26 protein-coding genes and 1 tRNA gene are annotated in these 25,398 nt (G+C 58.3%); 9 read left to right on the top strand and 18 right to left on the bottom strand.

The genetic code is table 11. The features are described 5' to 3' along the window. Positions 1-581 precede the first annotated feature (581 nt). The 5 genes from ARC85_RS11385 to ARC85_RS11365 all read right to left on the bottom strand — a co-directional run bounded on the left by ARC85_RS11385 (position 582) and on the right by ARC85_RS11365 (position 5,792). The gene (locus ARC85_RS11385; RefSeq protein ID WP_153741720.1) at positions 582-1,805 is read right to left on the bottom strand and encodes a site-specific integrase; all 1,224 of its coding nucleotides are present in this window, start codon (positions 1,803-1,805) and stop codon (positions 582-584) included. Between the two features lie 165 nt (positions 1,806-1,970). Further along, positions 1,971-2,046 (bottom strand) — tRNA-Phe (locus ARC85_RS11380). 119 nt (positions 2,047-2,165) lie between these two features. Continuing rightward, complete coding sequence (locus ARC85_RS11375; RefSeq protein WP_153741719.1) at positions 2,166-2,438, bottom strand: oxidative damage protection protein; 273 nt, start codon at positions 2,436-2,438, stop codon at positions 2,166-2,168. Positions 2,439-2,502: 64 nt separating this feature from the next. After that, on the bottom strand, positions 2,503-3,567 hold the full coding sequence (gene mutY, locus ARC85_RS11370; RefSeq protein WP_199452504.1) for an A/G-specific adenine glycosylase: 1,065 nt from the start codon (positions 3,565-3,567) through the stop codon (positions 2,503-2,505). Next, positions 3,567-5,792, bottom strand: a complete 2,226-nt coding sequence (locus ARC85_RS11365) for an AsmA family protein (protein ID WP_153741717.1) — start codon at positions 5,790-5,792, stop codon at positions 3,567-3,569. The genes mutY and ARC85_RS11365 overlap by 1 nt, the downstream gene beginning before the upstream one ends. 196 nt (positions 5,793-5,988) lie before the next feature. On the opposite strand from ARC85_RS11365, the gene ARC85_RS11360 reads away from it, so the two are divergent. The 5 genes from ARC85_RS11360 to hisF all read left to right on the top strand — a co-directional run bounded on the left by ARC85_RS11360 (position 5,989) and on the right by hisF (position 9,329). Continuing rightward, entirely contained in the window at positions 5,989-6,450 is a 462-nt protein-coding gene (locus ARC85_RS11360) for an SRPBCC family protein (protein WP_153741716.1), read from the top strand. Positions 6,451-6,552: 102 nt separating this feature from the next. Next, positions 6,553-7,146 (top strand): imidazoleglycerol-phosphate dehydratase HisB, encoded by a 594-nt coding sequence (hisB, locus tag ARC85_RS11355; RefSeq protein ID WP_011786615.1) that lies wholly within the window; start codon positions 6,553-6,555, stop codon positions 7,144-7,146. Between the two features lie 27 nt (positions 7,147-7,173). Next, positions 7,174-7,815 carry an imidazole glycerol phosphate synthase subunit HisH gene (gene hisH, locus ARC85_RS11350; protein ID WP_153741715.1) on the top strand — a complete coding sequence of 214 codons (642 nt, stop codon included), beginning with the start codon at positions 7,174-7,176 and terminating at the stop codon, positions 7,813-7,815. Continuing rightward, complete coding sequence (gene hisA, locus ARC85_RS11345) at positions 7,809-8,546, top strand: 1-(5-phosphoribosyl)-5-[(5-phosphoribosylamino)methylideneamino]imidazole-4-carboxamide isomerase (protein ID WP_153741714.1); 738 nt, start codon at positions 7,809-7,811, stop codon at positions 8,544-8,546. Before hisH ends, hisA begins: the two co-directional genes overlap by 7 nt. Positions 8,547-8,555: 9 nt before the next feature. Then, the gene (hisF, locus tag ARC85_RS11340; protein WP_153741713.1) at positions 8,556-9,329 is read left to right on the top strand and encodes an imidazole glycerol phosphate synthase subunit HisF; all 774 of its coding nucleotides are present in this window, start codon (positions 8,556-8,558) and stop codon (positions 9,327-9,329) included. Here hisF and ARC85_RS11335 read toward each other — a convergent pair. From ARC85_RS11335 to gpmM, 4 genes are all read right to left on the bottom strand, one after another. Beyond that, on the bottom strand, positions 9,326-10,144 hold the full coding sequence (locus ARC85_RS11335) for a divergent polysaccharide deacetylase family protein (protein WP_153741712.1): 819 nt from the start codon (positions 10,142-10,144) through the stop codon (positions 9,326-9,328). The two genes, hisF and ARC85_RS11335, sit on opposite strands and share 4 nt — an antisense overlap. After that, entirely contained in the window at positions 10,141-11,547 is a 1,407-nt protein-coding gene (locus tag ARC85_RS11330) for a S41 family peptidase (protein WP_153741711.1), read from the bottom strand. Before ARC85_RS11330 ends, ARC85_RS11335 begins: the two co-directional genes overlap by 4 nt. Before the next feature lie 84 nt (positions 11,548-11,631). Further along, positions 11,632-12,732, bottom strand: a complete 1,101-nt coding sequence (locus tag ARC85_RS11325) for a murein hydrolase activator EnvC family protein (RefSeq protein ID WP_153741722.1) — start codon at positions 12,730-12,732, stop codon at positions 11,632-11,634. Between the two features lie 56 nt (positions 12,733-12,788). Beyond that, on the bottom strand, positions 12,789-14,336 hold the full coding sequence (gene gpmM, locus ARC85_RS11320; RefSeq protein WP_022990801.1) for a 2,3-bisphosphoglycerate-independent phosphoglycerate mutase: 1,548 nt from the start codon (positions 14,334-14,336) through the stop codon (positions 12,789-12,791). A gap of 200 nt (positions 14,337-14,536) precedes the next feature. Here gpmM and ARC85_RS11315 point away from each other — a divergent pair, with 200 nt between their 5' ends. Together ARC85_RS11315 and secB are read left to right on the top strand one after the other, a co-directional pair. Next, the gene (locus tag ARC85_RS11315) at positions 14,537-14,953 is read left to right on the top strand and encodes a rhodanese-like domain-containing protein (protein ID WP_014422524.1); all 417 of its coding nucleotides are present in this window, start codon (positions 14,537-14,539) and stop codon (positions 14,951-14,953) included. A 132-nt stretch (positions 14,954-15,085) separates the two neighbouring features. Then, the gene (secB, locus tag ARC85_RS11310) at positions 15,086-15,583 is read left to right on the top strand and encodes a protein-export chaperone SecB (protein WP_011786606.1); all 498 of its coding nucleotides are present in this window, start codon (positions 15,086-15,088) and stop codon (positions 15,581-15,583) included. Positions 15,584-15,651: 68 nt separating this feature from the next. On the opposite strand, the gene trmL is transcribed toward secB, so the two are convergent. The 5 genes from trmL to traF all read right to left on the bottom strand — a co-directional run bounded on the left by trmL (position 15,652) and on the right by traF (position 20,689). Beyond that, the gene (gene trmL, locus ARC85_RS11305; RefSeq protein WP_228223676.1) at positions 15,652-16,116 is read right to left on the bottom strand and encodes a tRNA (uridine(34)/cytosine(34)/5-carboxymethylaminomethyluridine(34)-2'-O)-methyltransferase TrmL; all 465 of its coding nucleotides are present in this window, start codon (positions 16,114-16,116) and stop codon (positions 15,652-15,654) included. Continuing rightward, entirely contained in the window at positions 16,116-17,294 is a 1,179-nt protein-coding gene (locus ARC85_RS11300) for an acetyl-CoA C-acetyltransferase (RefSeq protein WP_014422522.1), read from the bottom strand. Before ARC85_RS11300 ends, trmL begins: the two co-directional genes overlap by 1 nt. A gap of 125 nt (positions 17,295-17,419) precedes the next feature. After that, positions 17,420-18,160, bottom strand: coding sequence for a pteridine reductase (locus ARC85_RS11295; RefSeq protein ID WP_272999166.1), 741 nt, complete (start codon positions 18,158-18,160; stop codon positions 17,420-17,422). Positions 18,161-18,173: 13 nt separating this feature from the next. After that, positions 18,174-19,295 carry a tRNA nucleotidyltransferase/poly(A) polymerase-related protein gene (locus ARC85_RS11290; RefSeq protein WP_153741708.1) on the bottom strand — a complete coding sequence of 374 codons (1,122 nt, stop codon included), beginning with the start codon at positions 19,293-19,295 and terminating at the stop codon, positions 18,174-18,176. A gap of 140 nt (positions 19,296-19,435) precedes the next feature. Beyond that, positions 19,436-20,689: a conjugal transfer protein TraF gene (gene traF / locus ARC85_RS11285; RefSeq protein WP_236040816.1), complete on the bottom strand. Its 1,254-nt coding sequence runs from the start codon at positions 20,687-20,689 to the stop codon at positions 19,436-19,438. A gap of 251 nt (positions 20,690-20,940) precedes the next feature. On the opposite strand from traF, the gene ARC85_RS11280 reads away from it, so the two are divergent. Together ARC85_RS11280 and ARC85_RS11275 are read left to right on the top strand one after the other, a co-directional pair. After that, positions 20,941-21,477 (top strand): LPP20 family lipoprotein, encoded by a 537-nt coding sequence (locus ARC85_RS11280; protein WP_222533923.1) that lies wholly within the window; start codon positions 20,941-20,943, stop codon positions 21,475-21,477. Positions 21,478-21,532: 55 nt separating this feature from the next. After that, positions 21,533-22,744, top strand: a complete 1,212-nt coding sequence (locus tag ARC85_RS11275) for a flagellar assembly protein T N-terminal domain-containing protein (RefSeq protein ID WP_272999169.1) — start codon at positions 21,533-21,535, stop codon at positions 22,742-22,744. Between the two features lie 3 nt (positions 22,745-22,747). Here ARC85_RS11275 and ARC85_RS11270 read toward each other — a convergent pair whose 3' ends face one another. Genes ARC85_RS11270 through ARC85_RS11255 form a run of 4 tightly spaced genes read right to left on the bottom strand, consistent with a single transcriptional unit; the run spans position 22,748 to position 25,393 of the window. After that, positions 22,748-23,206, bottom strand: coding sequence for a SufE family protein (locus ARC85_RS11270; protein WP_023008624.1), 459 nt, complete (start codon positions 23,204-23,206; stop codon positions 22,748-22,750). After that, on the bottom strand, positions 23,203-23,745 hold the full coding sequence (gene sufT / locus ARC85_RS11265) for a putative Fe-S cluster assembly protein SufT (RefSeq protein WP_022990808.1): 543 nt from the start codon (positions 23,743-23,745) through the stop codon (positions 23,203-23,205). Before sufT ends, ARC85_RS11270 begins: the two co-directional genes overlap by 4 nt. 25 nt (positions 23,746-23,770) lie before the next feature. Next, the gene (locus ARC85_RS11260; RefSeq protein WP_011786597.1) at positions 23,771-24,127 is read right to left on the bottom strand and encodes a HesB/IscA family protein; all 357 of its coding nucleotides are present in this window, start codon (positions 24,125-24,127) and stop codon (positions 23,771-23,773) included. Between the two features lie 12 nt (positions 24,128-24,139). Further along, entirely contained in the window at positions 24,140-25,393 is a 1,254-nt protein-coding gene (locus ARC85_RS11255) for an aminotransferase class V-fold PLP-dependent enzyme (protein ID WP_183576978.1), read from the bottom strand. Positions 25,394-25,398 lie beyond the last annotated feature (5 nt).

Genomic DNA, 25,398 nt, shown 5'->3' with positions numbered 1-25,398 from the left:
GGCGGGAAATAGGCAAAAATCGAACAAAACAGAGGGTGATAACGCCAAAATCGCGCTTGAATGGCTTTTTTTCGAGTTGAAAAGCGATTCAGCGATAAATCAGGCGTTAATCAGACCCTCCTTAAGATCGATTCGCCAATAGTCGGGAGTTTTTACCTCCTTATCTGGCGCGTCGAGAACCCTCTCCTTGTTACGTTTGTGCTCTAGATGAAGAAAGTTGTGGTACGCGTGGTAGCGGTCGATTAGCTTTTGGGCTTCCTCTTCTATGACCAGCGCAAGATAGTCTTCGAAACGATTACTCATAAAAACAAAAAGCCCGTCCAATGAACGGGCTTCCCACGGGTACAACCATGCAAAAGTAAGTTTCCATTTGGTCGAAGCCTTGGAGCATCTTCCCCATTGAAGTACTGGGCACCCGTTAGTTCCCTAAGAACCTGATTTCCACTCCCGTCGGAGTGTTGTCGCCCCACACTTCTATGGGGGTCAGGAGAGCGTAGCATATAACCTCTGATCTTGGACACGATTCTGCCAAGCACCGAATGCACCCTAGCAATAACGTCTACAGTGTCCAGAATGGCTCATCAATCCAGAAGCTTTGCCGCTGACTCCAGATGCTCTTCTGTCGAATGCACGTAAATCATCGTTGTGGCGATGCTCGCGTGTCCTAACCATCGTTGAATCGTTTTGAGGTCGATATTTTTCTCTGAGGCTCGCGTTGCAAAGGTGTGTCGTAGTGCATGATGACCTTTTTCGGATGTGACGCCCGCTTGTTTTCTCACGCGACCAAACATCACTGGAATTTGGTTGTAGGGGTCAACTCCGTTTCTCGATAGCAGCAGTCCAGTCTCTCTTTGGGCTTGAATGTGGTGCTGTCTGAGGTCTTCAAGCAGTGGCTTCAATGAGCCTGTTATAGGCACCACGCGAGGCTTATAGGTTTTCGTGGAGTTCCGGATGGTGCCCTCCATCGCAACCTGATTTACTCGAATTAGCCCCCGTTCCAGATCGACGTTTTCCCACGTCAGTCCCAAGGCTTCTGACGCCCTGAGTCCGGCGAAGAGAGAAAGCCCAATCATTGCCCGGAACTCAGCCGTTTTGGCTTTGTTCTCAGTTTTCTTACCCTTGTTGGGACCACGCGTGACTGTGTTGTACTGAATTGCGCCAATATTGAGGAGGGCGTCTGTTTCTTCGCGTGTAAACGGTACAACCTCCTTTTTTTGATGCTTTACGCGGCTGAGTCGTGTCGTTGGGTTATCGAGATTCGGGTCTGACTTTTGTGCGAAATCGAACGTGCAGGAAAGCAAGCTTACAATTCGTTGGATTGTTTGGGCACTTACCTCGGCGCGTCGCAGCTCGGTACGCATGGTCTCGATCATCGCTGTGGTCATGTCACCCAGGCGGCGTTCGCCAAACCGGGGAAGCAGGTGGTTGTTCATCCGGCTGACGTTGTGCCTGTGGTCTTGGTGATGGGTTTCACTCCAATCCAGGTACTCTTTGGCGACCTCTCTAAATAGGCGGGTGGATTGTGTAGAGCGACCCGTGCGACCACTCATGCGCTCGGTGATTGCCTTGGCTCGAATTTCTGAGACGACATCCCGAGCCTGGCTAAGAGTCACGCCATCGCGGTCAGACCCAATAACGCCTTTATGTCTGATGCCGGATTGGGTGAAGTCGTAGCGCCAGGTGCCGCATCCATCCTTGCGCTTGCGATAAATAATACCGTTCTCGCTGATCTCCTGACCCGGAGCCAATTCTTTCTTCGCTTTCTCGCTGAATGTGCTTGTGCGTTTCTTGACTGCTGTAGTCACTGATACCTCCAATTGTTTGAAGGTATTTAGAAGGGGGAATGGAGGGGAAGGGCGCCAACGTAATCCAGCGTAAACCAACGTATCAGAGCGTATTGGCGTCGCCAGAAACTAAAAAGCCGAATCAACTCTTACTCATGGTAAGTTCTTGATTCGGCTTGATATTAGTGGTGCCCGGAGGCGGAATCGAACCACCGACACGGGGATTTTCAATCCCCTGCTCTACCAACTGAGCTATCCGGGCGTGTTGAGCTGTGTGCTGCAACGGGGCGCTATTAAACCGGTTTAGGGGTTGGGAGTCAAGGCCGGCCGGCAAAAATTTTCGGAAGTTTTTGCCGGTTGTTCAGGCCTTGATCAATCGTCCTATTTTTCAGGCGGTACATAGCCTTCGGCCTGGTCGAACGGCTCGTTGTTGAAGAACCGGTCCATCTGCGCCTGCAGGTATTTCCGGTTGTTCACGTCCATCAGGCTCAGGTGTTTTTCGTTGATCAGCATGGTCTGCTGATTCTGCCATTCTTCCCAGGCCAGTTTGGATACATTCTCGTAGATATCCTGGCCTTTGGGGCCGGGCATCGGGGGCATGGCCAAGCCTTCCAGTTCTTTCTGGTACTTGCGGCAGAATACAGTGCGGCTCATGTCGGCTCCTGTGCTGAGGTCAGTATGCCGGCATGATAACAGACCATCCGGCACCTTGGCTTGGTTACAGCAGGGTGGCTTGCTCGGGTTCCGTCAGCAGGGTTCGGATCGGGGCAGGCAGTCCCAGGCTGAGGGCTTCATCCCGGTGCAGCCAGCGCAAGCGGTCGGAATCGCGAACCTGGGTGTTGCCGGCCACGGGCAGGCGCACCGGTTGGATGTGCAGATGATAATGGCTGAAGGTGTGGCGAAAACCGCTGATGGGTTCCGGGTTGTGGCAGTTCAGCCCCAGCTCCCTGGCACAGGCGTCCTGCAGTTCATCTGCGCCATAGGCCGGGTCCAGTTCGGGCAGGCTCCACAGGCCGCCCCAGATGCCGCTGGGTGGCCTGCGTTCCAGCAGAATACGGCCTTCGGCATCCTCCAGGATCAGCATCCAGGTGGTTTTTTCCGGTTTTTCCTTCTTGGGCTTTGAGCCGGGGTACAGGCGGATCTCGTCACGGGCGTAGGCCAGGCAGCCATCCTTCACGGGGCAGGCCTCACATCCGGGCTTGCTGCGGGTACACACCATGGCGCCCAGGTCCATGATCGCCTGAGTGTAGTCTTTGATTCGGGCTTCTGGCGTGTGGCTCTCCGCGTGCACCCAGAGCTGGTTCAGCACGGCAGTCTGTCCCGGCCATCCGGGCACGGCGTGGTAGCGCGCCAGCACACGTTTCACGTTGCCATCTAGTATGGTTGCGCGTTTTTCAAAGGCCTGGGCGACAATGGCGGCGGCGGTAGAGCGGCCAATCCCTGTGAGGCTTTCGAGTTGTTGCTGGTCGGACGGGAATTCGCCGCCGAACTCATCCACTACCTGTTTTGCGGCCTTGTGCAGGTTGCGTGCCCGAGCGTAATAGCCCAGGCCGGACCAATGGCCGAGCACATCATCGACCGGCGCCGAGGCGAGGGCGTGGACATCGGGAAATCGGGCCATGAAGGCTTCAAAGTAGGGAATCACCGTGGTTACCTGGGTCTGTTGGAGCATGATCTCTGAAACCCACACCCGGTAAGCGTTGCGGTTGTGATGCCACGGCAGGTCGTGCCTGCCGTGTTGGTCGTACCAGCGAAGCAGTTTGTCGGCAAAACGGTCCGGCATCAGTTGAACAGTCCCTTCAGGGCGTCCTTCACCTTCTCGCCGGCATCCTCGCCCAGCTTTTCTTTCAGTTTTTCCTGCACCTTCTCTTCTGCTTTTTCTTTGGCGCGGTCCACTTCTTCGCGGGCTTTTGCCTTGGCAGCGTTGGCCGCAATGTCTTTCAGGGTGTCCCGGAAGCGGGAGCCATCAAATGAACACAAGCCGGCCGGGTCTTCGGCGAAGTTGCCCCGGCATTCCACGGGAATGACCACGTTTTCCACATACTCGGTCACGCGGCAGGCTTCGTCGCGGTGAATTTCACCAACAATGCGCAGGCTGAGTTCGTAGTCCAGGTCGGTTTGCTCAAGATCAACGGTGCCGTTGCCCTCCAGGCGCATGCCCGCAAGCGCCGCGACCAGGTCGGTGTTGTTCAGGGTGTTACCGTCGATTTTCAGTGTGCCCCGCATGTCATTGAACGGGGTAGTAGTGCCCCAGTCGGTGGTCGTCAGGGATTCCTGGTTGGCAAGGGCGATACCCTGGCAGGCCATACGGGTCAGGTTCATCTGGCGGAACTCGCCTTCGGCCAGGTTAAAGCTGATCTCGCCGTTGGCGTTTTCACGCAGGGCAGAAATCCGGTTGCCAGTGGTATCGACGGCCACTTTCAGATTGGCACCGCCGGAGAGCATGTCTACCTCGGCCAGATCGGTTAACAACGGTAGCGTCTGTACGTTGGTAACGTCCGAGCGGATGCGCCATTTCGGGTTGTCGGTACGGGCGTCGATGGTGGCGTTGGCGCCAAAGCTGCCGTAATAGAGCTTGCCGCTGAATTCGTCCACTTGCAGCAGTCCATCTTTGGCGGTAGTGCTGGCGGCGATGTCGTTGATGGTGAGGTTGCTGACAATCAGCTCGCCCAGGCCGAAATCAATGTCCAGCAGCAGGGTGCGCAGGGTCTCCAGTGGCAGCAGGTCGGTTTCAGGCTGTGATGCCCCAGCTGTTTGAGTGTTGCTGTCGGTCTGTGTGTCCCCGTTGCCTACTCCTTGCGAATCGCCTTCGGCCGAGGGCGGCAGGTAACGATCAGCATTCAGCTTGTCACCCTCTAGGTCGAACACCAGCCCACCTGTGGCGAGGTTATAGCTGCCGCCACCGTTGAAGCGGGTATCATCCAGGGTAATGACAAGGTCAGACAGCGCGACAACGCCGGGCTCGCCACCGAGATTGGTCGATAGCGCGATCGCTTTCAGTACTTCAGGATCCGTGGTTTCAATGGCGGGTTGTCCCAGATTGTTGAGAAGCTCCTTCAGGGAAAACTCGGAAATCTCAATGCGACCTTCCAGAGCCGGTTTGTCGCCAAAGCCTTTTACATTCAGATTGGTGTTGAGGCTAAGATTGGCCAGGCTGGCGGAGAAGTCGCTCAGGGAAGCGGTTTCGTTTTCCAGATTGGCGGCCAGGGAACCGGCCAGCTCTGCGGTCACCGATTCGCCACCAAACGGCTCGCCCGACATATCAAATACCGCGTTTAGGCCAGATACCGCAAATTCGTTGAGCTCTTGGTTTGCCTGGATGCGGGCCTTGATGCTGCCGTCTACCGCAAACTGTGGCTGGCTGGTTTCAACGCGGAAGCGGATATCCAGCGGGAATTCGGAACCGAGGGTGATATCACTGGCGGTTACCGTGAAGTCTTCCAGCGTAACGGACTGGCCGGTGCTCAGATCGTTGTAGTGAACGCTGGCGTTACTGATTTCAACGTTCTCGACATTAAAGTTGAGGGCTTCACCGCTGGTGGATTGTGGCTCAGGCTCGGCCGTTTCCTGGGCGGGTTGTTGTTCGGCAGCATCGGTGTCAGCCTCTGCGGTGGCGCTCTTCTCCCGCATTATCCGGGTCCAGTTGCCTTCGCCCTGTTCGTTAACTTCCAGGCGTGCATCCAGGCCATTCAGCAGAAAGGTGTTTACCTGCGGAGACATGGCAATCAGAGACCAGAAATCAATCTGGGCAATCAGTTGCTCCAGCGCGACAAACCGTTCGCCGTCCAGGTTGGCCTCAACCTGATTCAGCTCCAGGCCCAGGGGGATGAAAGACCAGCCAATGTCGCCCTCCAGCATCAGGTCCAGATTGGTCTGCTTCTCAACAGCCGCTTCAATCTGGGGTTTGTAATCGTTGGGGTTGATCACCGCAACCGCAATGGCGACGGCGGCCACTGCCAGTAACAGCAGCGCAATAACGGCGTAGATCGCATAGCGGATAACTTTCATGGCTGGGTTCCTTTTCCTGTCGGCAGGCTGGTGGCCGGCGTTTTATTGCGTGAATAAAGCAAAGGATAACGCAGGGTTAGCAAATTAACAGTGCAGGAATATGACAATGCGGTAGTCTTGGTTCAAAATACACCCCCAATTTATCCGCCGGGGCAGCCAGCCCCGAGGCACAAATAAACATAAGAAGGAGTCGGCTGTGGCCATTACCGTATCGATTGAGCTGAACCGGGATCTGGAAATTCCGGCAAGCTATGATGAAGTCTTCGATCTGTTGGCAGACGTTCCCAAATCTGCCAGCCACTTTCCGAAAGTCGATAAACTGGTGGACCTGGGCGATAACGCCTACCGCTGGGAAATGGAAAAAGTAGGCGTCGACAAACACGCTATCCAGTCGGTTTACGCCTGCACCTACCACGCCGACAAAGACGCCGGCAAAATCACCTGGTCTCCCATCAAGGGCGAGGGCAACGGGGTTGTCAGCGGTTCCTGGACCCTGACTGCCAAAGGCGACAACGCCACCGCAGTGAAATTCCAGACCAGCGCAGAGCTGACCGTTCCCCTGCCGAGCCTGCTCAAGCTGGCCATCAGCCCGGTGATCAAACACGAGTTCAACAGCCTTGTGGACACCTACATGGCCAACCTGAAAAAAGCGTTCTGAGCTATCAGGGTCATTGATCCGGTTGCGGGACTCCGGTTGAGTTAACAGGTATAATCCGCAAACAAAGTTTACGGTAACAAGCCAGTTTTCAACGGAGTCTCCATGGCCGAACGCAAGGCTCGGGTAGAACGCAATACCCTCGAAACCCAGATTACCGTCGAGATCAACCTCGACGGCACCGGCAAAGCCAATTTCGACACCGGTGTGCCGTTCCTTGAACACATGATGGACCAGATTGCCCGCCACGGCCTGGTGGATCTGGACATTACCTGCAAGGGTGACCTGCACATCGACGATCACCACACCGTGGAAGACATCGGCATCACTTTGGGCCAGGCCTTCAAACAGGCCGTGGGCGACAAAAAAGGCATTCGCCGCTATGGCCACGCCTATGTGCCCCTGGATGAAGCCCTGTCACGCGTGGTCATCGACCTGTCCGGCCGCCCCGGTTTGCTCATGGACGTACCCTACACCCGCGCCAGCGTGGGCGGGTTTGACGTCGACCTGTTCGCAGAGTTCTTCCAGGGCTTTGTGAATCACTCCATGGTGACCCTGCACATCGACAACCTGAAGGGCAAGAACACCCATCACCAGATCGAAACCGTGTTCAAAGCCTTCGGCCGCGCACTGCGCATGGCGATTGAAATGGACGAGCGCATGGCGGGTATCACCCCGTCCACCAAAGGCGCCCTGTAACCGGTCACCGAAAGGAACAGACACACCATGAAGACCGTCGCCATCATCGACTACGGCATGGGCAACCTGCATTCCGCCCGCAAAGCCGTAGAGCACGTGGCCCCGGACTGCACCGTACTGGTTACAGACGATGCCGCCAAAATCCGTGAAGCTGACCGGGTGATTCTGCCCGGTGTAGGCGCCATCCGCGACTGCATGGCCGAAATGCACCGTTTGGGCGTGGTTGAGCTCGTTAAAGACGTCTCCCAGGACCGGCCGTTCCTCGGCATCTGCGTTGGCATGCAGGCTCTGATGGCCCGCAGCGAAGAAAACGGCGGTGTGGAAGGTATTGGCCTGTTCCCGTCCGAAGTCCGCTACTTCGGTGACAACCTCACCGAAAACGGCGAACGCCTGAAAGTGCCCCACATGGGCTGGAACCAGGTGTACCAAACCCAGGACCACCCGCTCTGGCACAACATCCCGGACGGCGACCGCTTCTACTTTGTACACAGCTACTACGCCGAAGCCGAAGGCAACGTCGACATGGCCGGCCGCACTCATTATGGTGTCGACCTGGCGGCAGCGGTAGCGAGAGACAACATCTTTGCAGTGCAGTTCCACCCGGAGAAAAGTGCCCGGGCGGGGCTGCAGTTGCTGGAAAACTTTACGAACTGGACCGGAAAATGCTGATTATCCCCGCTATCGATCTGAAAGACGGCAAATGCGTAAGACTGCGTCAGGGCCGCATGGAAGACTCTACCGTATTCGGTGACGACCCCGTCGACATGGCCACCAAGTGGGTCGACGCCGGCGCCCGCCGCCTGCACCTGGTTGACCTTAATGGCGCCTTCGCCGGCGAACCGGTAAACGGTGAAATCGTAAAGGCGATGGCAGTGAAATACCCGAATCTGCCCATACAGATCGGCGGCGGCATCCGCTCGGCGGAAACTATTGAAGCCTATCTGAAGGCCGGTGTGCAGTGGGTCATCATCGGCACCAAGGCGGTTAAAGAGCCTGAATTCGTCACCGAAATGTGCAAGGAATTCCCCGGCCACATCATCGTCGGCCTGGACGCCAAAGACGGCCGCGTCGCCACCGACGGCTGGGCCGAAGTCTCCGAAGTCATGGCAGTAGACCTTGCCAAGCGCTTCGCCAACGACGGCGTGTCCTCCATTGTGTACACCGACATCGCCCGTGACGGCATGATGCAGGGCGTGAACGTCGAAGCCACCGCCAAGCTGGCAGAGGAAGGTGGCATCCCGGTGATTGCGTCTGGCGGCGTTACCAACATGGACGACCTCAAGCGCCTGGCCACCGTTGCCGACACAGGTGTCATCGGTGCTATCACCGGCCGCGCCATCTACGAAGGCACTCTGGATGTGGCGGAAGCGCAAGCCTATTGCGACAGCCTGAAAAACTGAGGACTGACAATGGCATTGGCAAAACGCATCATCCCCTGTCTGGACGTCGACAAAGGCCGTGTGGTTAAAGGCGTGAATTTTGTCGATATCCGCGACGCCGGCGACCCGGTGGAAGTGGCCCGTCGCTACAATGAGCAGGGCGCGGACGAGATCACTTTCCTGGACATCACGGCCAGCAGCGAAAGCCGCGACACCACCTACGAAACGGTAGAGCGCATGGCGGCGGAAGTGTTCATCCCGCTGACCGTGGGCGGTGGCGTGCGCACCGTCGATGATATCCGCAAACTGCTCAATGCCGGAGCCGACAAGGTCTCCATCAATACGGCCGCAGTCTTTAATCCCGAGTTTGTGCGGGAGGCAGCGGAGCGTTTTGGCCGGCAATGCATTGTCGTCGCCATTGATGCCAAGCGCGTGAGCGCAGAGGGCGAGGAGCCGCGCTGGGAGATTTTTACCCACGGTGGTCGCAAGCCAACCGGGCTGGATGCCGTAGAGTGGGCGAAGAAAATGGTTGAGCTGGGGGCAGGGGAGTTGCTGCTGACCAGTATGGATCGTGATGGCACCAAGATCGGCTTTGATCTGGGCCTGACCCGTGCCATCAGCGATGCGGTGGCCGTGCCGGTGATTGCCTCAGGTGGCGTAGGTGAGCTTCAGCATCTGGCCGATGGCGTTACCCAGGGTGGCGCAGACGCGGTTCTGGCGGCATCCATCTTCCACTTCGGTCAGCACACCATTCCTGAAGCCAAAGCCTTTATGAAGGCTCAGGGCATCGAAGTCCGCGATTAATTGCTGCGTGCATAGGCAGGCCGGATGGCCTGCTTTTCCCCTTCCGCAAACATCTCCCGATTACCGTTGCGCATGGCCCAGATGCCACTGACCGTGGCGATGGCAATGCCCTGTTCATCCAGCATCGGCAGGTGCTTCTCCAGATAATCCACGGTGACCTTGTGCGGGTGTCCGATACCGATTGCCGTGCCTTTCTCCCTGGCGGTCTGAATCAGCAGTTTGAACTGTTTGTCGACAAACTCTTCCGTCTGTTCGTGATCGAGAAACACATCGCGCGTCAGGCTCGGGATGTTGTAGGCATCGGCCACACTGCCGGCGATGGAATTGGCAATGGTGCGGCTGTCGACGAAATACACCGGGTAGCGGTCCAGCTCTTTCATTACCCAATCCATCGGTTCCAGTTGCTGAGTAAGCAGGCTGCCCATGTGATTGTTCACACCGCTGACAAAGGGAATGGACTGCAGTGCCCGGCGCAGGGTGGTGGTGATGGTCGGCTCGTCCATATCCGGTGTCAGTCCGCCCGGGCCGAGACCGAAGTTGCGGGTGTTGGCCATCGGGGCGTGCAACATGATTTCCTTGGATTGGGCGTGGGCCAGCTTCGCCAAGGGAACTGTGTGGCGCCGGTAAGGCAGGAAGGCCAGTGTCAGGGGCTGGTCAAGCTTTGCCAGTCGCTCGCCCTCGTACCGATTGTGGCCCATGTCATCAATAATGATGGCAATGGTGGGCTGCTGGGGTTCACCCGGCCCTGACGCAAACGCAGCGACAGGGCTGATGGCCAGAAGCGCCAGCAGCGCGAGGGTAGAACGTAAAGTCACTGGGCGTTTTCCTGCGGCTTGCTGTTGTTCTTCCGGTTAAGGATGTGCAAGCCTTTCAGCAGGTTCAGGGCCGACCGCAGCTGATAGTCCCGGTCGGCCGCAGAAGCCTGTGCTTCCGCAGCCTGTTCTCTGGCCTTGCGGGCCTCCTCCTCATTCTCCCCTTCAAGATGACCGCTCAGGTCGGCTTCGGTGAAGAATGGTCTGCTGTCGAGTTCTTTCAATTCCGCCGGGCGCACCTCGATGTCCGGCTTGATGCCGGTAGCCTGGATGGAGCGACCATCCGGCGTGAAATAACGGGCTGTGGTCATTTTGATGGCGTGGGTCTCGTCCAGCGGTATGACCGTCTGGACACTGCCCTTGCCGAAGGACTGGGTGCCCATCACCACGGCACGTTCATGGTCCTGGAGCGCGCCGGCAAGGATTTCCGACGCGGAAGCAGAGCCACCGTTGATTAGCACGACAATAGGTGTGCCAGCCATGACGTCGCCGGGCTTGGCACTGAAGCGCAGGCGTGAACTCTGGATACGGCCTTCGGTGTAAACAATCAGGCCTTCGTCCAACAGGGCATCCGCGGTCTCTACGGCAGCTTGCAACACACCGCCGGGGTTGTTGCGAAGGTCAATGATCAGGCCGTCCAGATCGTTGCCGTGTTCGTCTTCCAGATCGCTGAGGGCTTTCAGGAACTGCCGGCCAGTCTCGGCCTGGAATTGCGTGACACGGACATAGCCGTAGCCGTTATCGATCATCCGGGATTTAACGCTGGTGACTTTGATCACATCCCGGGTGACATCAATCTCGATAGGCGCACTTTCGCCCTCGCGCATGATGGTCAGAGTAAGCACCGTGCCGGGCTTGCCGCGCATCAGGTTAACGGCTTCTTCCAGCGACATTCCCTTCACCGGCTTTTCGTCCAGCTTGATGATCAGGTCGCCAGCTTGAACGCCCGCTTTCTGGGCCGGGGTGTCGTCGATGGGGGAGATGACTTTGACAAAGCCGTTCTCCATCCCGACTTCAATGCCAAGACCACCGAATTCTCCGGAGGTGCTTTCCTCCAGTTCCTCGTAATCCTTGGGGGCCAGGTAGGTAGAGTGTGGGTCCAGGTCGGACAACATGCCTTTGATGGCGCTCTCGAGCAGTTGAGTGTCGGAGACATCTTCCACGTAGGCGTCTTTGATGCGGCTGAACACTTCGGTGAACTTGCGCAGGTCTTCCAGCGGCAGTTGTTCTTCCGGGTCTGGCAGTTTCAGTTCAACCCGCTCGCCGCTCTGAATGGAATCCAGAATCTGCTGGGTCTGAGCGTCCTGATCCTGTGCCAGGGCCAGTCCGGGGGCTGTGAAACAACAGGTGGCAAGAATCATGGTGCGCAATGGCGAGGTCTTGAGTGTACTTCTGGCCCGTTTCATTCACATATCCTGTTTTGTTTCCAATAGTTGGACTGGTTCCTGACCCGGACAGTATGGCGCCCGCAACGCCGTTTGTCAGCCCTGTTATGGCTTGCCCAGCCAGCTCCTTGGGTTCACGGGTTTGCCGTTGCTACGTACCTCGAAATACACGGCCGGGTCTTCGGTGCCGCCGGTGCGTCCGGCCAGGGCAATGGTCTCGCCCGGGCGCACCCAGTCACCGGGGGTTGTGAACAAGCTGCTGCTGTGGCCGTAGAGGGTCATGTAGCCATCGCCGTGATCAATGATGGTGATCAGCCCGAATCCACGCAGCCAGTTGGCAAATACCACCCGGCCATAGTGCACGGCCTTGATCTCTGCCTCTTCGGCGGTATTCATCAGAATGCCGTTACGGCGCAGTTTGCCATCTGCGTACATGGCGCCGTAATTGCTGACTACCCGCCCTTTTGCGGGCCAGGGCAGCTTGTCGCGGCGGGATTTGAACGGACTGGATTCGTTCGGGGCCGGAATGCTGGCAATGGCCTGCTGCACCTCTTTCAGCAATTGCTCCAGGCGCTGGCGATCGGCTTCCAGGGATTGGCGCTCGCTACGGCGGTTCTGGATGTCGTCATTCAGGGCGGCCAGTGTTCTGGCCCGATCCTGCCGGCTCTGGGTCAGTTGCTGCTGGCGCTGTTCCAGATCGGCTTCGGTCTTGGCCAGTTCGGTGCGGGTGGCCTGAACGGCGGCGCGGGCGGCTTTCAGTTCCTGAAGGCTGCGCTGGAACGCTTCCAGGCGGGAGACGGTATTCTTGCTCAGGTATTCGTAGTAGGTGAGGGTGCGGGCAACTTCGCCGGGCTCAATCTCGTTCAACAATACTTTCAGAGCCGGCGCGTCGCCTTCCATCCAGGCTGCCCGGATCTGTAGTTTCAGGTTTTCCCGTTGCTGTTCGAGGGTATTGGCCAGCTCGCTTTCCTGGGCGCGAAGCTCGGCAAGGCGCTCCTGCTGTTCCCGGGCCTGCTGCCGAAGGGTACGGCGTTCCCGGGTCAGGGTGCTGATTTTGCGCTCGGTGGCCGCCAGTTGCTGTTCAAGGGTTGACCGGTCTTCTTCGGCATCGGCCAGCCAGCGGTCGATGTCAGCGATACGCTCCTTCAGCGCCTCGACCTGTTCGGGGGTCACATCCTGCTGGGCGCCCAAAGGTGCAGCCCCCAATGTGAGGGCCAGCACCAGGACGGTCAGTTTACGCAACACCTTTACCGGCGGAGCGATCAGTCGAACTCGACCAGGCTGTGCCCGGTCATTTCCGCAGGCTTTTCGGTATCCATCAGGGCCAGCAGCGTCGGTGCGATATCGCACAGGCTGCCGTCGTCCCGGAGGTTCACCTTGCGGTGGCCGGTGTAAACCAGAGGCACAGGGCCAATGGTGTGGGAGGTGTGTACCTGGCCGGAGTTGGGGTCGGTCATCTGCTCACAGTTGCCGTGGTCGGCGGTAATCAAGGCTTCGCCACCCACTTCATCCAGGGCCTCCACCACACGCTGCACACACTGGTCCAGGCACTCGGCGGCCTTGATGGCGGCGTCCAGCTTGCCGGTGTGGCCAACCATATCGCCGTTGGCGTAGTTGCAGACGATCAGGTCGTACTTGCCGCTCTTGATGGCTTCAACCAGTTTGTCGGTAACCTCAGGTGCGCTCATTTCCGGCTGCAGGTCGTAGGTGGCCACCTTGGGAGACGGCACCAGAATGCGATCTTCACCTTCAAAGGGAGTTTCCAGGCCGCCATTGAAGAAGAAGGTCACGTGGGCGTATTTCTCGGTCTCTGCAATGCGCAGCTGGGTTTTACCTTGCTTCGCCATGTACTCGCCCAGGCCGTTGGCCAGTTGCTCGGGCGGGTAGGCGCAGGAGGTTTTGATGTCAGCGGCATATTCGGTGAGCATCACGAAATCTGCCAGTTCCGGGTGCTTGCGTCGGTCGAAACCGTCGAAGTCTTGCTCTACGAAGGTGCGGGTCATTTCCCGGGCGCGGTCGGCACGGAAGTTCATGAACAGCACGGCGTCGCCGTCATTGATGATGCCCTCGGGCTCGCCATCGGCCCGGATGTGGGTCGGCTTCACGAATTCGTCGTTCTCGCCACGCTCATAGGCCTGTTCCAGTGCCGCCACCGGGTCGTCGCTGATGAACTCGGCTTCGCCCAGGGTCATGGCGTTATAGGCCGCTTCCACGCGATCCCAGCGGTTGTCCCGGTCCATGGCAAAATACCGGCCAACGATGGTGGCTACCCGGCCAACGCCCAGGCTTTTCATTTTCGCGGCGGCTTTTTCCAGAGAAGGGCGGGCACTGCGTGGTGGCATGTCACGGCCATCCAGGAAGGCATGGATGTAAACTTCTTTGGCGCCACGGGCTGCAGCCAGCTCAGCGGCCGCCAGAATATGATCTTCATGGCTGTGGACGCCGCCCGGAGACAGCAGGCCCATCAGGTGTACGGCCTTGTCATTGGCAACAGCCTTGTCGATGGCGTTGCAAAGGGCCTCATTCTTCTGGAAATCGCCATCTTCGAGATCTTTGTCGATGCGCGTCAGGCTCTGATACACCACGCGGCCGGCGCCGAGATTCATATGGCCCACTTCGGAGTTACCCATCTGGCCCTGGGGCAGGCCAACAAACATCCCTGAGGTGTTGATCAGGGTTTTCGGCTGGTTATGCCAGATCCTGTCCCAGAACGGGGTGTTGGCGTTGGAAATGGCATTGTCTTCCGCCGGGTCACGGTGGCCCCAGCCGTCGAGAATTATCAGTGCAGTGGGCTTGCGCGTCTCGGTCATCGTGTCGTCCGCTTGGTTGCAAAAAGAACAGAATTTGAGTGGGGCAGATTGTAACCGTTTTCATTTACTCAGACCACGCGCGTTCGCTGAAGCATTGCTCATGATCACGATGTGCTGGCGCTATCATGGCGGGGCGACTGCCTTCTGTGAGCCGGTGTGGGTGTGTATAATCCGGCCAAACCAATTGTCAGGGTAGTTTCATGGACCGCTTGTTTGAATTTGTTGTTAATCACTACATTCTGGTGTCGCTGTTTGTGGCGTTCCTGCTGGCCATCATCGTGCTGGAATCGCGCCGGGGTGGTGCCAAGATCTCGGCCCAGGGCGCGGTTACGCTGATCAACAAGGATGAAGCGGTGGTGTTGGACATCCGCGATCGCAAAGACTTCAACGAAGGCCGCATTACCGGCTCGGTGAATATTCCGCTTAATAGTCTCAAAAGCCGCGTTAATGAGCTGAGCAAGCACAAAGACAAGCAGATTATCGTTGTTGACAAGATGGGGCAGCATGCCGCCATGGCGGTCAAGCAGCTCAATGCCGAGGGGTTCAGCAATGTGGTGCGTCTGAATGGTGGCATTACCGACTGGAAGGCCAGCAACCTGCCACTTGTGAAAAAGTAACAGGGCTTGATCTGAGTGGCGATCTGACGCACTGTTTCACATTACCATTCGGAACCTCGCAGTAGACTGTTCCGGCAGACGACGACATAACAACGGGCCTGGCCCCATAATACGGAAACGAAAGGACTGATCATGGCTGAGAATCAGCAAGCCGCAGGCAACGAAAACCAGAACCAACCACAGTTTGCCCTTCAGCGCATCTATGTGAAGGACCTGTCTTTTGAATCCCCCAACTCTCCGCTGGTTTTCCAGGAACAGTGGAAGCCTCAGGTGAACCTGGATCTGAACACCTCTCACAACAAGATCAGCGACAACCAGTACGAAGTGGTTCTGTCCCTGACCGTAACGGCCAAGGTTGGTGAGAAGGTGGCGTACATCGTCGAAATCCAGCAGGGCGGCGTATTCATGATCTCCGGCATTGAAGGCCCGCAGCTTGGCCAGATGCTTGGCGCCTACTGCCCGACGATTCTGTTCCCCTATGCCCGCGAAGCGATTGACGGCATTGTGAACAAGGGCAGCTTCCCCGCCCTGATGCTGGCTCCGGTTAACTTCGACGCGATCTATGCCCAGGCGCTCAAGCGCAAGCAGGAAGAAGCGGCGGGTGAAGCCAAGGAAGAGCAGACTCACTAAGCGCTGCTGCTCAACGAAAAAAAAACCGGCTTCGGCCGGTTTTTTTGTGGGTGATTACCTGGGGTTGGTCAGATCGAGCCCTCAAACCCAAGTTGCCGCCAGGCCTCATAAACCACCAGGGCGGCGGTATTGGAAAGGTTGAGGCTGCGACTTTCCGGACGCATGGGTACCCGAAGACGGTGTTCGGCGGGTAGCCCGTTGCGCACGTCTTCCGGCAGGCCCCGGGTCTCCGGCCCGAACATCAGGTAGTCACCGTCCCGGAACGCCACCTCGTGGTAATGGCGACTTCCCTTGGTGGTGAGACCGAACAGCCGCGAAGGCTGCTCGGTGGCCAGAAAGCTGGCGTAATCCGCATGGATCTTTACCGTAGCGTATTCGCTGTAATCCAGACCGGCCCGTCGCATCTGCTTGTCTTCCAGAGAGAATCCCAGGGGTTCAATCAGGTGCAGCTGACAGCCGGTGTTGGCGCAGAGCCGGATGATATTGCCGGTGTTTGGCGGTATCTCCGGCTCATACAGAACCACGTGCAGCATCAGCGCTCAACGGCCAGGGCCACACCCATGCCACCGCCAATACACAGCGTGGCCAGACCTTTCTTGGCATCGCGGCGGGTCATTTCGTGCAGCAGGCTGACCAGAATGCGGCAACCGGAAGCGCCAATCGGGTGGCCCAGGGCAATGGCGCCGCCGTTCACGTTTACCTTGGCGGTGTCCCAGCCCAGGTCCCGGTTGACGGAAATCGCCTGGGCGGCGAAGGCCTCGTTGGCTTCGATCAGGTCCAGGTCGTCAACAGTCCAGCCCGCCCGCTCCAGGCAGCGTTGGCTGGCCGGAATTGGGCCGGTACCCATGATGGTGGGATCCACGCCGGCATTGGCGTGGGCTTTGATGGTTGCCAGCGGGGTCAGGCCCAGCTCTTTCGCCTTGTCTGCGCTGCACACCATCACCACAGCAGCGCCATCGTTCAGGGAAGAGGCGTTGCCGGCGGTTACGGAGCCGTCTTTCTTGAAGGCCGGACGCAGTTTTCCGAGGCTGTCGCCGGTGACACCGTCGCGGGGGCACTCATCCTTATCCACCACCAGAGGGTCGCCTTTGCGCTGGGGAATGGTGACAGGGACAATCTGGCCGTCAAAGTAGCCGGCTTTTTGCGCAGCGACGGCTTTTTGCTGGGATGCGGCGGCAAAGGCATCCTGCTCGTCCCGGGTGATGCCGTATTTCTCAACGATGTTTTCAGCCGTGATACCCATGTGGTAATCGTTGAAGGCATCCCACAGGCCGTCGGTGATCATGGTGTCGATCATGCTCCAGTTGCCCATCCGCTGACCGTTACGGCTGTTGGGCAGTACGTGGGGCGCCTGGCTCATGCTTTCCTGGCCACCGGCCAGAATCATCTCGGCATCGCCGCACTGGATGGCCTGGACCGCCATGTGCACGGCTTTCAGGCCGGAGCCACAGACCTTGTTGATGGTGATGGCGGGCACTGAAGCCGGCAGGCCGGCATTGATGGCAGACTGACGGGCCGGGTTCTGGCCGCAGCCGGCGGTAAGCACCTGGCCGAGGATAACTTCATTGATCTGGTCGCCGGCGACGCCGGTTTCTTCCATCACAGCCTTGATCACGGCCGTACCCAGCTGGTCTGCACGCAGGCTGGACAGGCCACCACCGAAGCTGCCGATAGCGGTACGTTTGGCGGCAACAATAACAACATCACGCATGAGAACTCTCCGTTAGCCTGGGCGCCTGGTTGGGTGGCGCCCGTTTATAAGAATGGCAGGCATTGTAGCGGCAAAGCGCTTGCCGGCCAAAACAACGAAGGTCGGGGTTGTTCTGGTGCCGGTGATCACATATTCAGGCTGCGGCCGCCATCCACCGACAGTATCTGGCCGGTGACAAAGGGCGCATCGCATACCAGGTAGGCAATGGCACCGGCAATGTCGGCCGGATTACCGGTACGGGCCAGGGGCGTTTTATCGAGAATGGCCTTCTGGTGGGCTTCGTCCACGGCCGAATCGCCTTCCGGCCAGAGGATGGCGCCCGGCGACACGCCGTTCACCCGAACATCCGGCGCCAGATCTCTGGCCCAGGAGCGGGTCAGTGCCGCCAGCCCCGCCTTGCTGGCGCAGTATAGTGGGTGGTCCTTCAGTGGCTTCTCGCTGTAGATGTCGATCATGTTGATCACACTGCCCGATGCGGCTTTTAGCGCAGGCAGACACTGCTGGAGCAGGAAGAAGGGGGCTTTCAGGTTGGCGCCCAGTATCGTGTCCCAGTCCTGTTCGGAGGCGTCTTCGGTGGGGTTGGGGTAAAACACCGAAGCGTTGTTGACCAGCGCATCCAACTGCCCCCAGTGTGCACAGGCCTGTTCCGCCAGTTGCCGGAGCTGGTTCATGTCGGCGAGATCCGCGTGGTAACACACGGCGGATGCCGGGCGCTGCTGGTTCAGCTTGTCGGCCAGTGCCCGGGCCTGCTGTTCCCGGCCTCGGTAATGGATCACAACATTCCAGCCGCGAGCGTGCAGGGTTTCTGCTGTGTGGGCACCCAGGCGGTGGGCTGCGCCAGTGATCAGGGCGACGGGATAGGGCATGGGGTGTCTTTCCTTATTCGTGTGAGTTCAGTGCCTCAGTAATACGGGCCAGCCGCTCGTTCTGGATTGCCTCGCCCAGGGCTTTGCCGTGAATGCCTCTTTGCAGGAACGGGTGAGGGGTTACGCTCTGGGCCCTGCGTGCGGCCAGTTCCAGTTGCTGAACCACGTGGGCGCGTTCGTCCTGGAGGGTGCAGGCGAGGGTGCCCAGCAAAACGCCGAAACGATCGGGCCTTCGCCAGAAATCGGCTTTGTCCAGAAGTTCCATTGCCCGTTCCGGTGTTAGCCGGGCTTCAGGCGAGGCGTCGTTCAACCGAGCCATGAACAGACAGACCAGGTGGGTCAGATCCCGGCAGTCGTTGGGGCTTTTCATGGCTTTAGCCCTGGCAATGGCGTCTGGCTCGGGCACACCACTGAGCAAGGCGGCGTAATGCTGGGCGGTGGAACCCTGTTTGCGGTGGATGCACTGCAGGGCGCTGAGACCCTGGCGGAAACCCAGCTCATCGACCAATTCCGGGATCAGCACCTTCAGGGCGTCAAGCTCCCGAAGCACATCGAAGAACACGCCGGGAGCCTGTTCATGCAATGCCCTTTGGATTTCCTGCCATACCCGCTCTGGCACCAGATCCCCGAGTTCGCCGCTGGCGACCATCTCCCGCATCAGCGCCATGGTCTCCCGGCAGATGCTGAACCCGAGTGGCTGCAGGCGCGCGGCGAAGCGGGCGGTGCGAAGGATGCGCAGGGGATCTTCGGCGAAGGCTTCAGACACATGCCGAAGCTTTTTCTGTTCCAGGTCGGCATGGCCGTTGAACGGGTCCACCAGGTCGCCGTTCTCGGTTTCTGCCATGGCGTTGATGGTCAGGTCACGGCGGCGAAGATCGTCTTCCAGGGAGACATCCGGTGCACTGTAAACGCTGAACCCGTGGTACCCGCGCCCCTGCTTGCGCTCGGTCCGGGCCAGGGCGTATTCCTCGCCGGTGTCCGGATGCAGGAAAACCGGAAAATCCGCCCCTACCTGTTTGAAGCCTCGCTGGAGCATGTCTTCCGGGGTGGCACCAACCACTACCCAGTCCCGGTCTTTAACGCCCAGGCCGAGCAGCTTGTCGCGGACAGCGCCGCCCACCAGATAGGTTTGCATAATGCGGTTTGTTCCTGATTGCCATGAATGGGTAACGGGGATTATCCGGCCACGACCGGCCAGAGGCAAACAGGCAGCGTGAAATAAGAAAGCCCGGGCTGCGCAGGGCAGACCGGGCTTTTGCGGCCGGGGGCGTCGGCTTAGAAGGAGGTGCCGAGTTCCAGGGCTGCGCCGACATCGGCGCTGCTGTACAGGGCGCCGATATCCACGCGAACACCAATGATGTTCAGGCCGAGACCTGCGGTGAACTGAGTGTCTTCCTCGATGCCGTCGTTGTCGTCGTTACTGGCCAGGTTGTGGCGAACACCTGCGCGCAGCTGGGCGTAACGCCAGGCGTCGAATTCCGCGCCCAGGGCCAGCCACTGGGTATCGTCTTCATACCCGAAGGCTTCTTTCTTGGTCAGGTCCACTTCTGCCGTGATTACGTGGTAGTCGCTCTTGTGGGCGATACCTGCGGTGACCATCGGGTTGAGTTCGAGGGTGTATTTTTCTTCGCTCGGATGATTCTGGGCCGAATCCAGTTCCATCGGGATCAGGTTTTTGACGACGACGCCGGCGTTCCACTGGTTTTCAGCACCGAAGGCATAAGCAGCACCGATGTCCAGGTTGAAGCCGCTTTTGTCAGTTTCGTATTCGTCACTGTCGAAATCATCATCCTCGAAGTCTGAGATTTCTTCGGTGTACTGGAAGGTTTGTAGTTGCACGTATTTGGGGGAGACACCAAGCTGCAATGCGTTGCCATTAGAAAGCATAAACGAGTGAGCGATGCTGATGCCGGCTTCTGCTACTGCAGAGGCCAGGATTCTGCCGCGTGAGTTCAGCTCTGTATCAAGATCTGTAGTGGCGGGCGGGCGAACGCCATTAGCGATGTCATTTAGAAGGTCAAGGTCGTTTTCGTCCAGTTCACCGCGCACAGTCGCTGTCAGATTGGCGTTGGCGAAGAAGCCAAAGGACAAGGAGTTTGAGGGGATAGCAAGGCCAAGTCCCAAGCCTGCATTGGCACGCATGGTGTCGCGGTCAAAGGCTTCCAGGTTGTCTACGAGTTGCCGTGCTTTGGCCTGGGCATCGGCTTGATTGGAAAACTTCAGGTCCTCAAACTGCTCGATTTGGTCCTGGATATCATCAACCTGATCAATCACCTCTTCCTCATCGGCCGCACGCGCATTCACAGACGGCAGCATCAGGCCGAAATCGTCTGCCCAGCCGTGCTGTTCAGCAGCCATCATGGCCGGGTTGGCACTCGGTGCAGCAGAGGGATGGGCAACGGCGACGCCGGTTCCGCCCATGGCGAAGGAGCGGGCAGACATAAAGGCTTGCGGGCTTGCCAGTGCAGACGTGGTGGCAACAGACAGGCCGATGGCCAGGGACAGTTTGCTGAGGCGGTTTGCTTTCATGGGCGGTCCTGAGTTGGTTTTATTGCATGAACAAATCATTAAGTGTTTGAAAGGTTAGACCAGTTTATTTCGTGACACAGCGCACAACCGGTAACGGTTTGTTCTGTATGTGTAAATAAAGGCAGCTTTTTGCCGCTGGCATGGGCATGGAGTTGCGATGAACAATCGAAACCTTCGAAAGATCATTTGGTTGTGGAATCTGGCGTGATTCTTTCATGGTTCTGGTGAAAGTGTTTTCCGGAGACAAGATAATGACGTTGCGCTGGATCCTTGTTCCTGTTCTGGCTTTTGCCGTGGCCGCCTGCGCGCCGGTGGGCAGTTACCGGAGCGATCAGGCCAGGACTGAAACCTTTGAGCCCATTACGGTCCGGGTCAGTGGTTTTGGTACCTATGAGAATGTTCAGGCCGACCGGGTAAATACCCGTAAGCGCTTACTGGCTCGACGGGCTTCACAGCTGGACGCCTACCGGAACCTGGCCGAGCGGGTCTACGGTACCGTGATCTACGGCAGTTCCACGGTGAATGACTTCGTGTTGCAGAACGACAGTTTCCGCACCTATGTGGACAGCTACATTCGCGGCGCCCGGATGGTGGCGGTGAATGAGCATAGCGATGGCGTGGTGGAAACCGTGATGGAGCTGCGCCTGGAGCCGAGGTTCCGGGAGTGTGTGGCGAAGGTGGCGGACGATCAGGTGCAGGATGTCTGTGCCATTCCCATGCCCAGGCGGAATGATCGTGTAGGGGATGTTGAGGCCCGTCGCACAGATTCACTGTACTACCTGGATTAGGTCTGTTGATGAACGCCGTGATTGAACCGGTATCGATCCGGTGGGTTAGATTGCCATGATGAGATCAATGCTTTTGTTCTGGATGCTGAGTCTGTTCGCCGGGTTTGCCCATGGCGCGGTCCTTGAAGGCGTGGGGCATGCCAATATCCGGGAGAATAATCTGGATCAGGCCCGCACTGAGGCGCGTCAGGCCGCGATGCGCGACCTTGCGCTGCAATATCAGGCCAGGGTCAGTACCCGGGACACCATGGAGAACGGTCAGCTTGTGGGTTCTCATACCGAGCTGTCGGCCATGGCCCAGGTTCGGAATGCCACGATCGTGGATGAGTACCGAAGTGGCAATCTGCTGAGGGTGATTGTCCGGGCAGAGCTGTCGGATGCCGAAGGTAGCGCTGGCAGCTGCAAGGCCGGGCAGGCTTCCGGTTTGCGTAAACGGGTGGCGGTAACCGCGTTCCCGATCACCCGTCCGGAGCAGGGTGGCGGTGCGGCCCTGGATGACGCCGGCGAACAATTGCCGCGGGAGCTGGTGGCTCGCTTGCAACAACAGGGGCAATTGCAGGTGCTGGGGGCGACATCGTTACAGCTGTTCAGCAACCTGCCGGATGCGCCCACGTCTCAGAAAAACCCGGCCAGCAATCAGCTGACGAATGTGGTTCAGCTGGCCCGGGAACTGGGGGCGCAGTTTGTGGTGGCAGGTGTGATTCGGGATATTGGCCTGGCCGACCCCGGCGCCTGGGGCAGCTCAATTCTGGATCGCATGCAGCGAGGTATCGGGATGGCCGACACTTCGCGCCGGTTTGAGGCCGAAGTGATGGTGTTTGATGGCTTCAGCGGTTCCCCGGTCTTCCGGCAGCGGTTTGAAACCTCGGCACGGTGGCAGCCGGATGGCAGTGGTACCGGAGGTTTTGCCTCGGCGGGCTTTGAAGGTTCCGAGTGGGGGCAGGCGGTTGAAGGTGTCATTGCCGAGATGACCGCCGCCGTCAACAATGCTCTGGCCTGTCAGCCATTCATGGCCCGGATAACCCGTGTGGATGGCAACCGGGTGACCCTCGCCTCCGGCGCAACGGCGGGGCTGCGACCGGGGGATGAACTCGATCTGTACCGCAGCCAGCGATACTTTGATTCACTGGATGGTACGCCTGAGCTGTCCGATACCGGGGTGACGCTGACACTGGACAACGTGCATCCGGATTTCAGTAACGGGCGAATCCCCACGGAAGGTGGCCTGATCAACGTTCAGCGCGATGACCTGGCCATTATCTGGTAAGTCTCAGGCGGCCTCGGCCGCCGCAATATCCCGGATCTTGCCGACCATGGCTCGCAGGCCGTTGCCCCGGGTGGGGGAAATATGGCGGAACAGATCCAGCTGCTCGAACAGCTCGTCGATATCGGTGGCCAGCAGTTCTCGAGGCGTCTTGCCGTTCAGGGCCACCAGAATGATGGCGGCCAGGCCGCGCACAATCATGGCATCGGAATCGATCAGCAGGAACAGTTTGCCGCTGTCCTCATCGTAACGATGAATCAGCCATACCTGGCTCTGACAGCCGTGGACGTAGTTTTCTTCAACTCGCTCATCATCGGGAAAACCTGGCAGTTGCTTGCCCAGGTCGATGATGTAGGCGTAGCGTTCTTCCCAGTCGTCCAGAAACTCAAACGCATCCAGAACGTCTTCAAGGGTGGTGTCTTTGCCCAGGGGATTGTTCAGAAATTGTTCCTTGCTGGCGGTCATAGCATTCCCAGTTCAAGTTTGGCTTCGTCGGTGAGCATATCGTTGTTCCAGGGCGGATCAAAGGTCAGCTCAACGGTAACCTTGTCCACATTGGGTACATGCTCCACCTTGCGCTTCACATCGTCGGTGATTACCGGCCCCATGCCGCAGCCAGCCGCGGTCAGGGTCATTTTGATGTAAACGTGATTGCCGTCTTCTGTGCCGTTCTCAATCCGGCATTCGTAAATCAGGCCCAGGTTGACTACGTCCACCGGGATTTCCGGGTCGTAGCAGTTACGCAGCGCTTCCCATACCTGGTTTTCGTTGATGGTGCCGTCTTCCGGGGTCTCGAAGCTGCTTTCCAGCGGCTGCTTGCCCAGGGCATCGGCGTCGTGGCCTTCAATGCGGGCAAGATTGCCGTTGACCGCCACGGTGAAGCTGCCGCCGAGGGACTGGGTAATGGTCACAAAGGTGTCTGACGGAATCATGATTTCCGTTCCGGCAGGTACCAGGCGGGCTTCCACTTCGCGTTTGGTCAGGACGACTTCGCGTTCTTGCATGTTTGATCAGTCCTATCTTTGTGCTTTACGCCACCGTGAAGCTTTCACCACAGCCGCACTCAGCGGTGGCGTTGGGGTTGCGGAAGCGGAACAGGGAGTTCACACCCTCGGTGACAAAGTCGATTTCGATGCCGTTCACCAGTGGCAGGTGTTCCTGCTTTACGAACACATCCACGCCGTCGATGGTAAAAATACGGTCATCGGATTCCGGTGTTTCTACCCACTGGGTTTCGTACTTGAAACCGGAACAGCCACTTTTTTTGATGGCCAGGCGAATGCCTTTGGCTTCCGGTTTCTTGTCCAGTTGTTTGCGAACGTGTTTGACCGCCGTCGGGGTCATGGTCACGTTCACATCGCTTGGGGTGAAGACTTCGGCTGTCATGTTTCCACCTCCTCAGGCAAACAGGCGCTGGATCTTTTGCAGGCCGGTAAACAGTTTCTCGACCTCTTCCAGCGTATTGTAGAACGCAAACGAAGCCCGGGCTGTACCGGGTACTCCGTAGAAATCCATCAATGGCATGGCGCAATGGTGGCCGGTGCGGATGGCGATGCCTTGCTGGTCCAGCAGGGTGCCGATGTCGCTGGGGTGCAGGCCGGCAATCTTGAACGACATCACCGGTACCTTATTGGCGGCGGTACCGATGATCTCCATGCCTGGCACGGTTTCGACCAGTTCATTGGCCCGGCGTAGCAAGGCATCCTCTGCTGCTTCCATGGCCTTTCGGTTCAGCGAGTTCAGATAGTCGATGGCGGCGCCCAGGCCCACTGCTTCGGCAATAGCCGGGGTTCCGGCCTCGAATTTGTAGGGCAACACATTCCAGGTGGTTCGCTCGAACGATACCCGCTCAATCATTTCGCCACCGCCCTGATAAGGCGGCATTTCTTCCAGCAGTTCGGCGCGGCCATAAAGCACGCCAATGCCCGTGGGCCCGAACAGCTTGTGGGAAGAGAATGCATAGAAGTCACAGCCCAGGGACTGAACGTCCGGCTGGAAGTGGGGCACCGCCTGGGCGCCATCCACCAGGGTCAGTACCCCCTGTTTTTTCGCCTGTTCAATCAGGGGCGCAATTGGGTTGACGGTGCCCAGCGCGTTGGACACGTGGGTGATCGCCAGCACCCGGGTGCGCTCGTTCAGCAGGCTGTTGAACGAATCCAGATCCAGCTCGCCTTGCGGTGTCACCTGGATGGGCACAACCCTGGCACCGGTGCGCTCGGCCACCATCTGCCAGGGCACAATGTTGGCGTGGTGTTCCATGTGGCTGACCAGAATCTCATCGCCGGCTTTCAGGCGCGGGGCCAGGCCATTGGCCACCAGGTTGATGGCTTCGGTGGTGCCTCGGGTCCAGATGATTTCTCGGGTGCTGGACGCGTTCAGAAACTGGCGCACGGTTTCCCGGGCACCTTCAAACGCAGCCGTCGCACGATCACCCAGGGTATGGGCGCCACGGTGCACATTGGAGTGCATCTCGCGGTAATAGCGATCCATGGCATCCAGCACGGACTGTGGCTTTTGCGCCGACGCGCCGTTGTCCAGATACACCAGCGGCTTCCCGTTGATCTCCTGATTGAGAATCGGGAAGTCACGGCGAATGGCTTGCACATCAAACACCATTGACTGGGTGTTGTTTGCCATGGACAGATCAGTCATGCCCC

The sequence above is a fragment of the Marinobacter sp. tcs-11 genome (assembly GCF_002049515.1).
Taxonomy (GTDB): Bacteria; Pseudomonadota; Gammaproteobacteria; order Pseudomonadales; family Oleiphilaceae; genus Marinobacter; species Marinobacter nauticus.
Note: the sequence above shows the minus strand (reverse complement) of the source record. Positions and strands in the feature narration are given on the sequence as shown.

Coding starts and splice junctions, on each gene's coding strand:
- ARC85_RS11290 (WP_153741708.1), bottom strand. CDS start 19,295: ATGCAAACCTATCTGGTGGGCGGCGCTGTCCGCGACAAGCTGCTCGGC.
- ARC85_RS11375 (WP_153741719.1), bottom strand. CDS start 2,438: ATGAGCCGCACTGTATTCTGCCGCAAGTACCAGAAAGAACTGGAAGGC.
- mutY (WP_199452504.1), bottom strand. CDS start 3,567: ATGCCGGACCGTTTTGCCGACAAACTGCTTCGCTGGTACGACCAACAC.
- sufT (WP_022990808.1), bottom strand. CDS start 23,745: ATGCAAGAACGCGAAGTCGTCCTGACCAAACGCGAAGTGGAAGCCCGC.
- ARC85_RS11275 (WP_272999169.1), top strand. CDS start 21,533: ATGATGAGATCAATGCTTTTGTTCTGGATGCTGAGTCTGTTCGCCGGG.
- hisA (WP_153741714.1), top strand. CDS start 7,809: ATGCTGATTATCCCCGCTATCGATCTGAAAGACGGCAAATGCGTAAGA.
- secB (WP_011786606.1), top strand. CDS start 15,086: ATGGCTGAGAATCAGCAAGCCGCAGGCAACGAAAACCAGAACCAACCA.
- ARC85_RS11300 (WP_014422522.1), bottom strand. CDS start 17,294: ATGCGTGATGTTGTTATTGTTGCCGCCAAACGTACCGCTATCGGCAGC.
- ARC85_RS11280 (WP_222533923.1), top strand. CDS start 20,941: ATGACGTTGCGCTGGATCCTTGTTCCTGTTCTGGCTTTTGCCGTGGCC.
- ARC85_RS11330 (WP_153741711.1), bottom strand. CDS start 11,547: ATGAAACGGGCCAGAAGTACACTCAAGACCTCGCCATTGCGCACCATG.
- ARC85_RS11260 (WP_011786597.1), bottom strand. CDS start 24,127: ATGACAGCCGAAGTCTTCACCCCAAGCGATGTGAACGTGACCATGACC.
- hisF (WP_153741713.1), top strand. CDS start 8,556: ATGGCATTGGCAAAACGCATCATCCCCTGTCTGGACGTCGACAAAGGC.
- traF (WP_236040816.1), bottom strand. CDS start 20,689: ATGAAAGCAAACCGCCTCAGCAAACTGTCCCTGGCCATCGGCCTGTCT.
- ARC85_RS11315 (WP_014422524.1), top strand. CDS start 14,537: ATGGACCGCTTGTTTGAATTTGTTGTTAATCACTACATTCTGGTGTCG.
- hisH (WP_153741715.1), top strand. CDS start 7,174: ATGAAGACCGTCGCCATCATCGACTACGGCATGGGCAACCTGCATTCC.
- trmL (WP_228223676.1), bottom strand. CDS start 16,116: ATGCTGCACGTGGTTCTGTATGAGCCGGAGATACCGCCAAACACCGGC.
- ARC85_RS11295 (WP_272999166.1), bottom strand. CDS start 18,160: ATGCCCTATCCCGTCGCCCTGATCACTGGCGCAGCCCACCGCCTGGGT.
- gpmM (WP_022990801.1), bottom strand. CDS start 14,336: ATGACCGAGACGCGCAAGCCCACTGCACTGATAATTCTCGACGGCTGG.
- ARC85_RS11365 (WP_153741717.1), bottom strand. CDS start 5,792: ATGAAAGTTATCCGCTATGCGATCTACGCCGTTATTGCGCTGCTGTTA.
- ARC85_RS11255 (WP_183576978.1), bottom strand. CDS start 25,393: ATGACTGATCTGTCCATGGCAAACAACACCCAGTCAATGGTGTTTGAT.
- hisB (WP_011786615.1), top strand. CDS start 6,553: ATGGCCGAACGCAAGGCTCGGGTAGAACGCAATACCCTCGAAACCCAG.
- ARC85_RS11270 (WP_023008624.1), bottom strand. CDS start 23,206: ATGACCGCCAGCAAGGAACAATTTCTGAACAATCCCCTGGGCAAAGAC.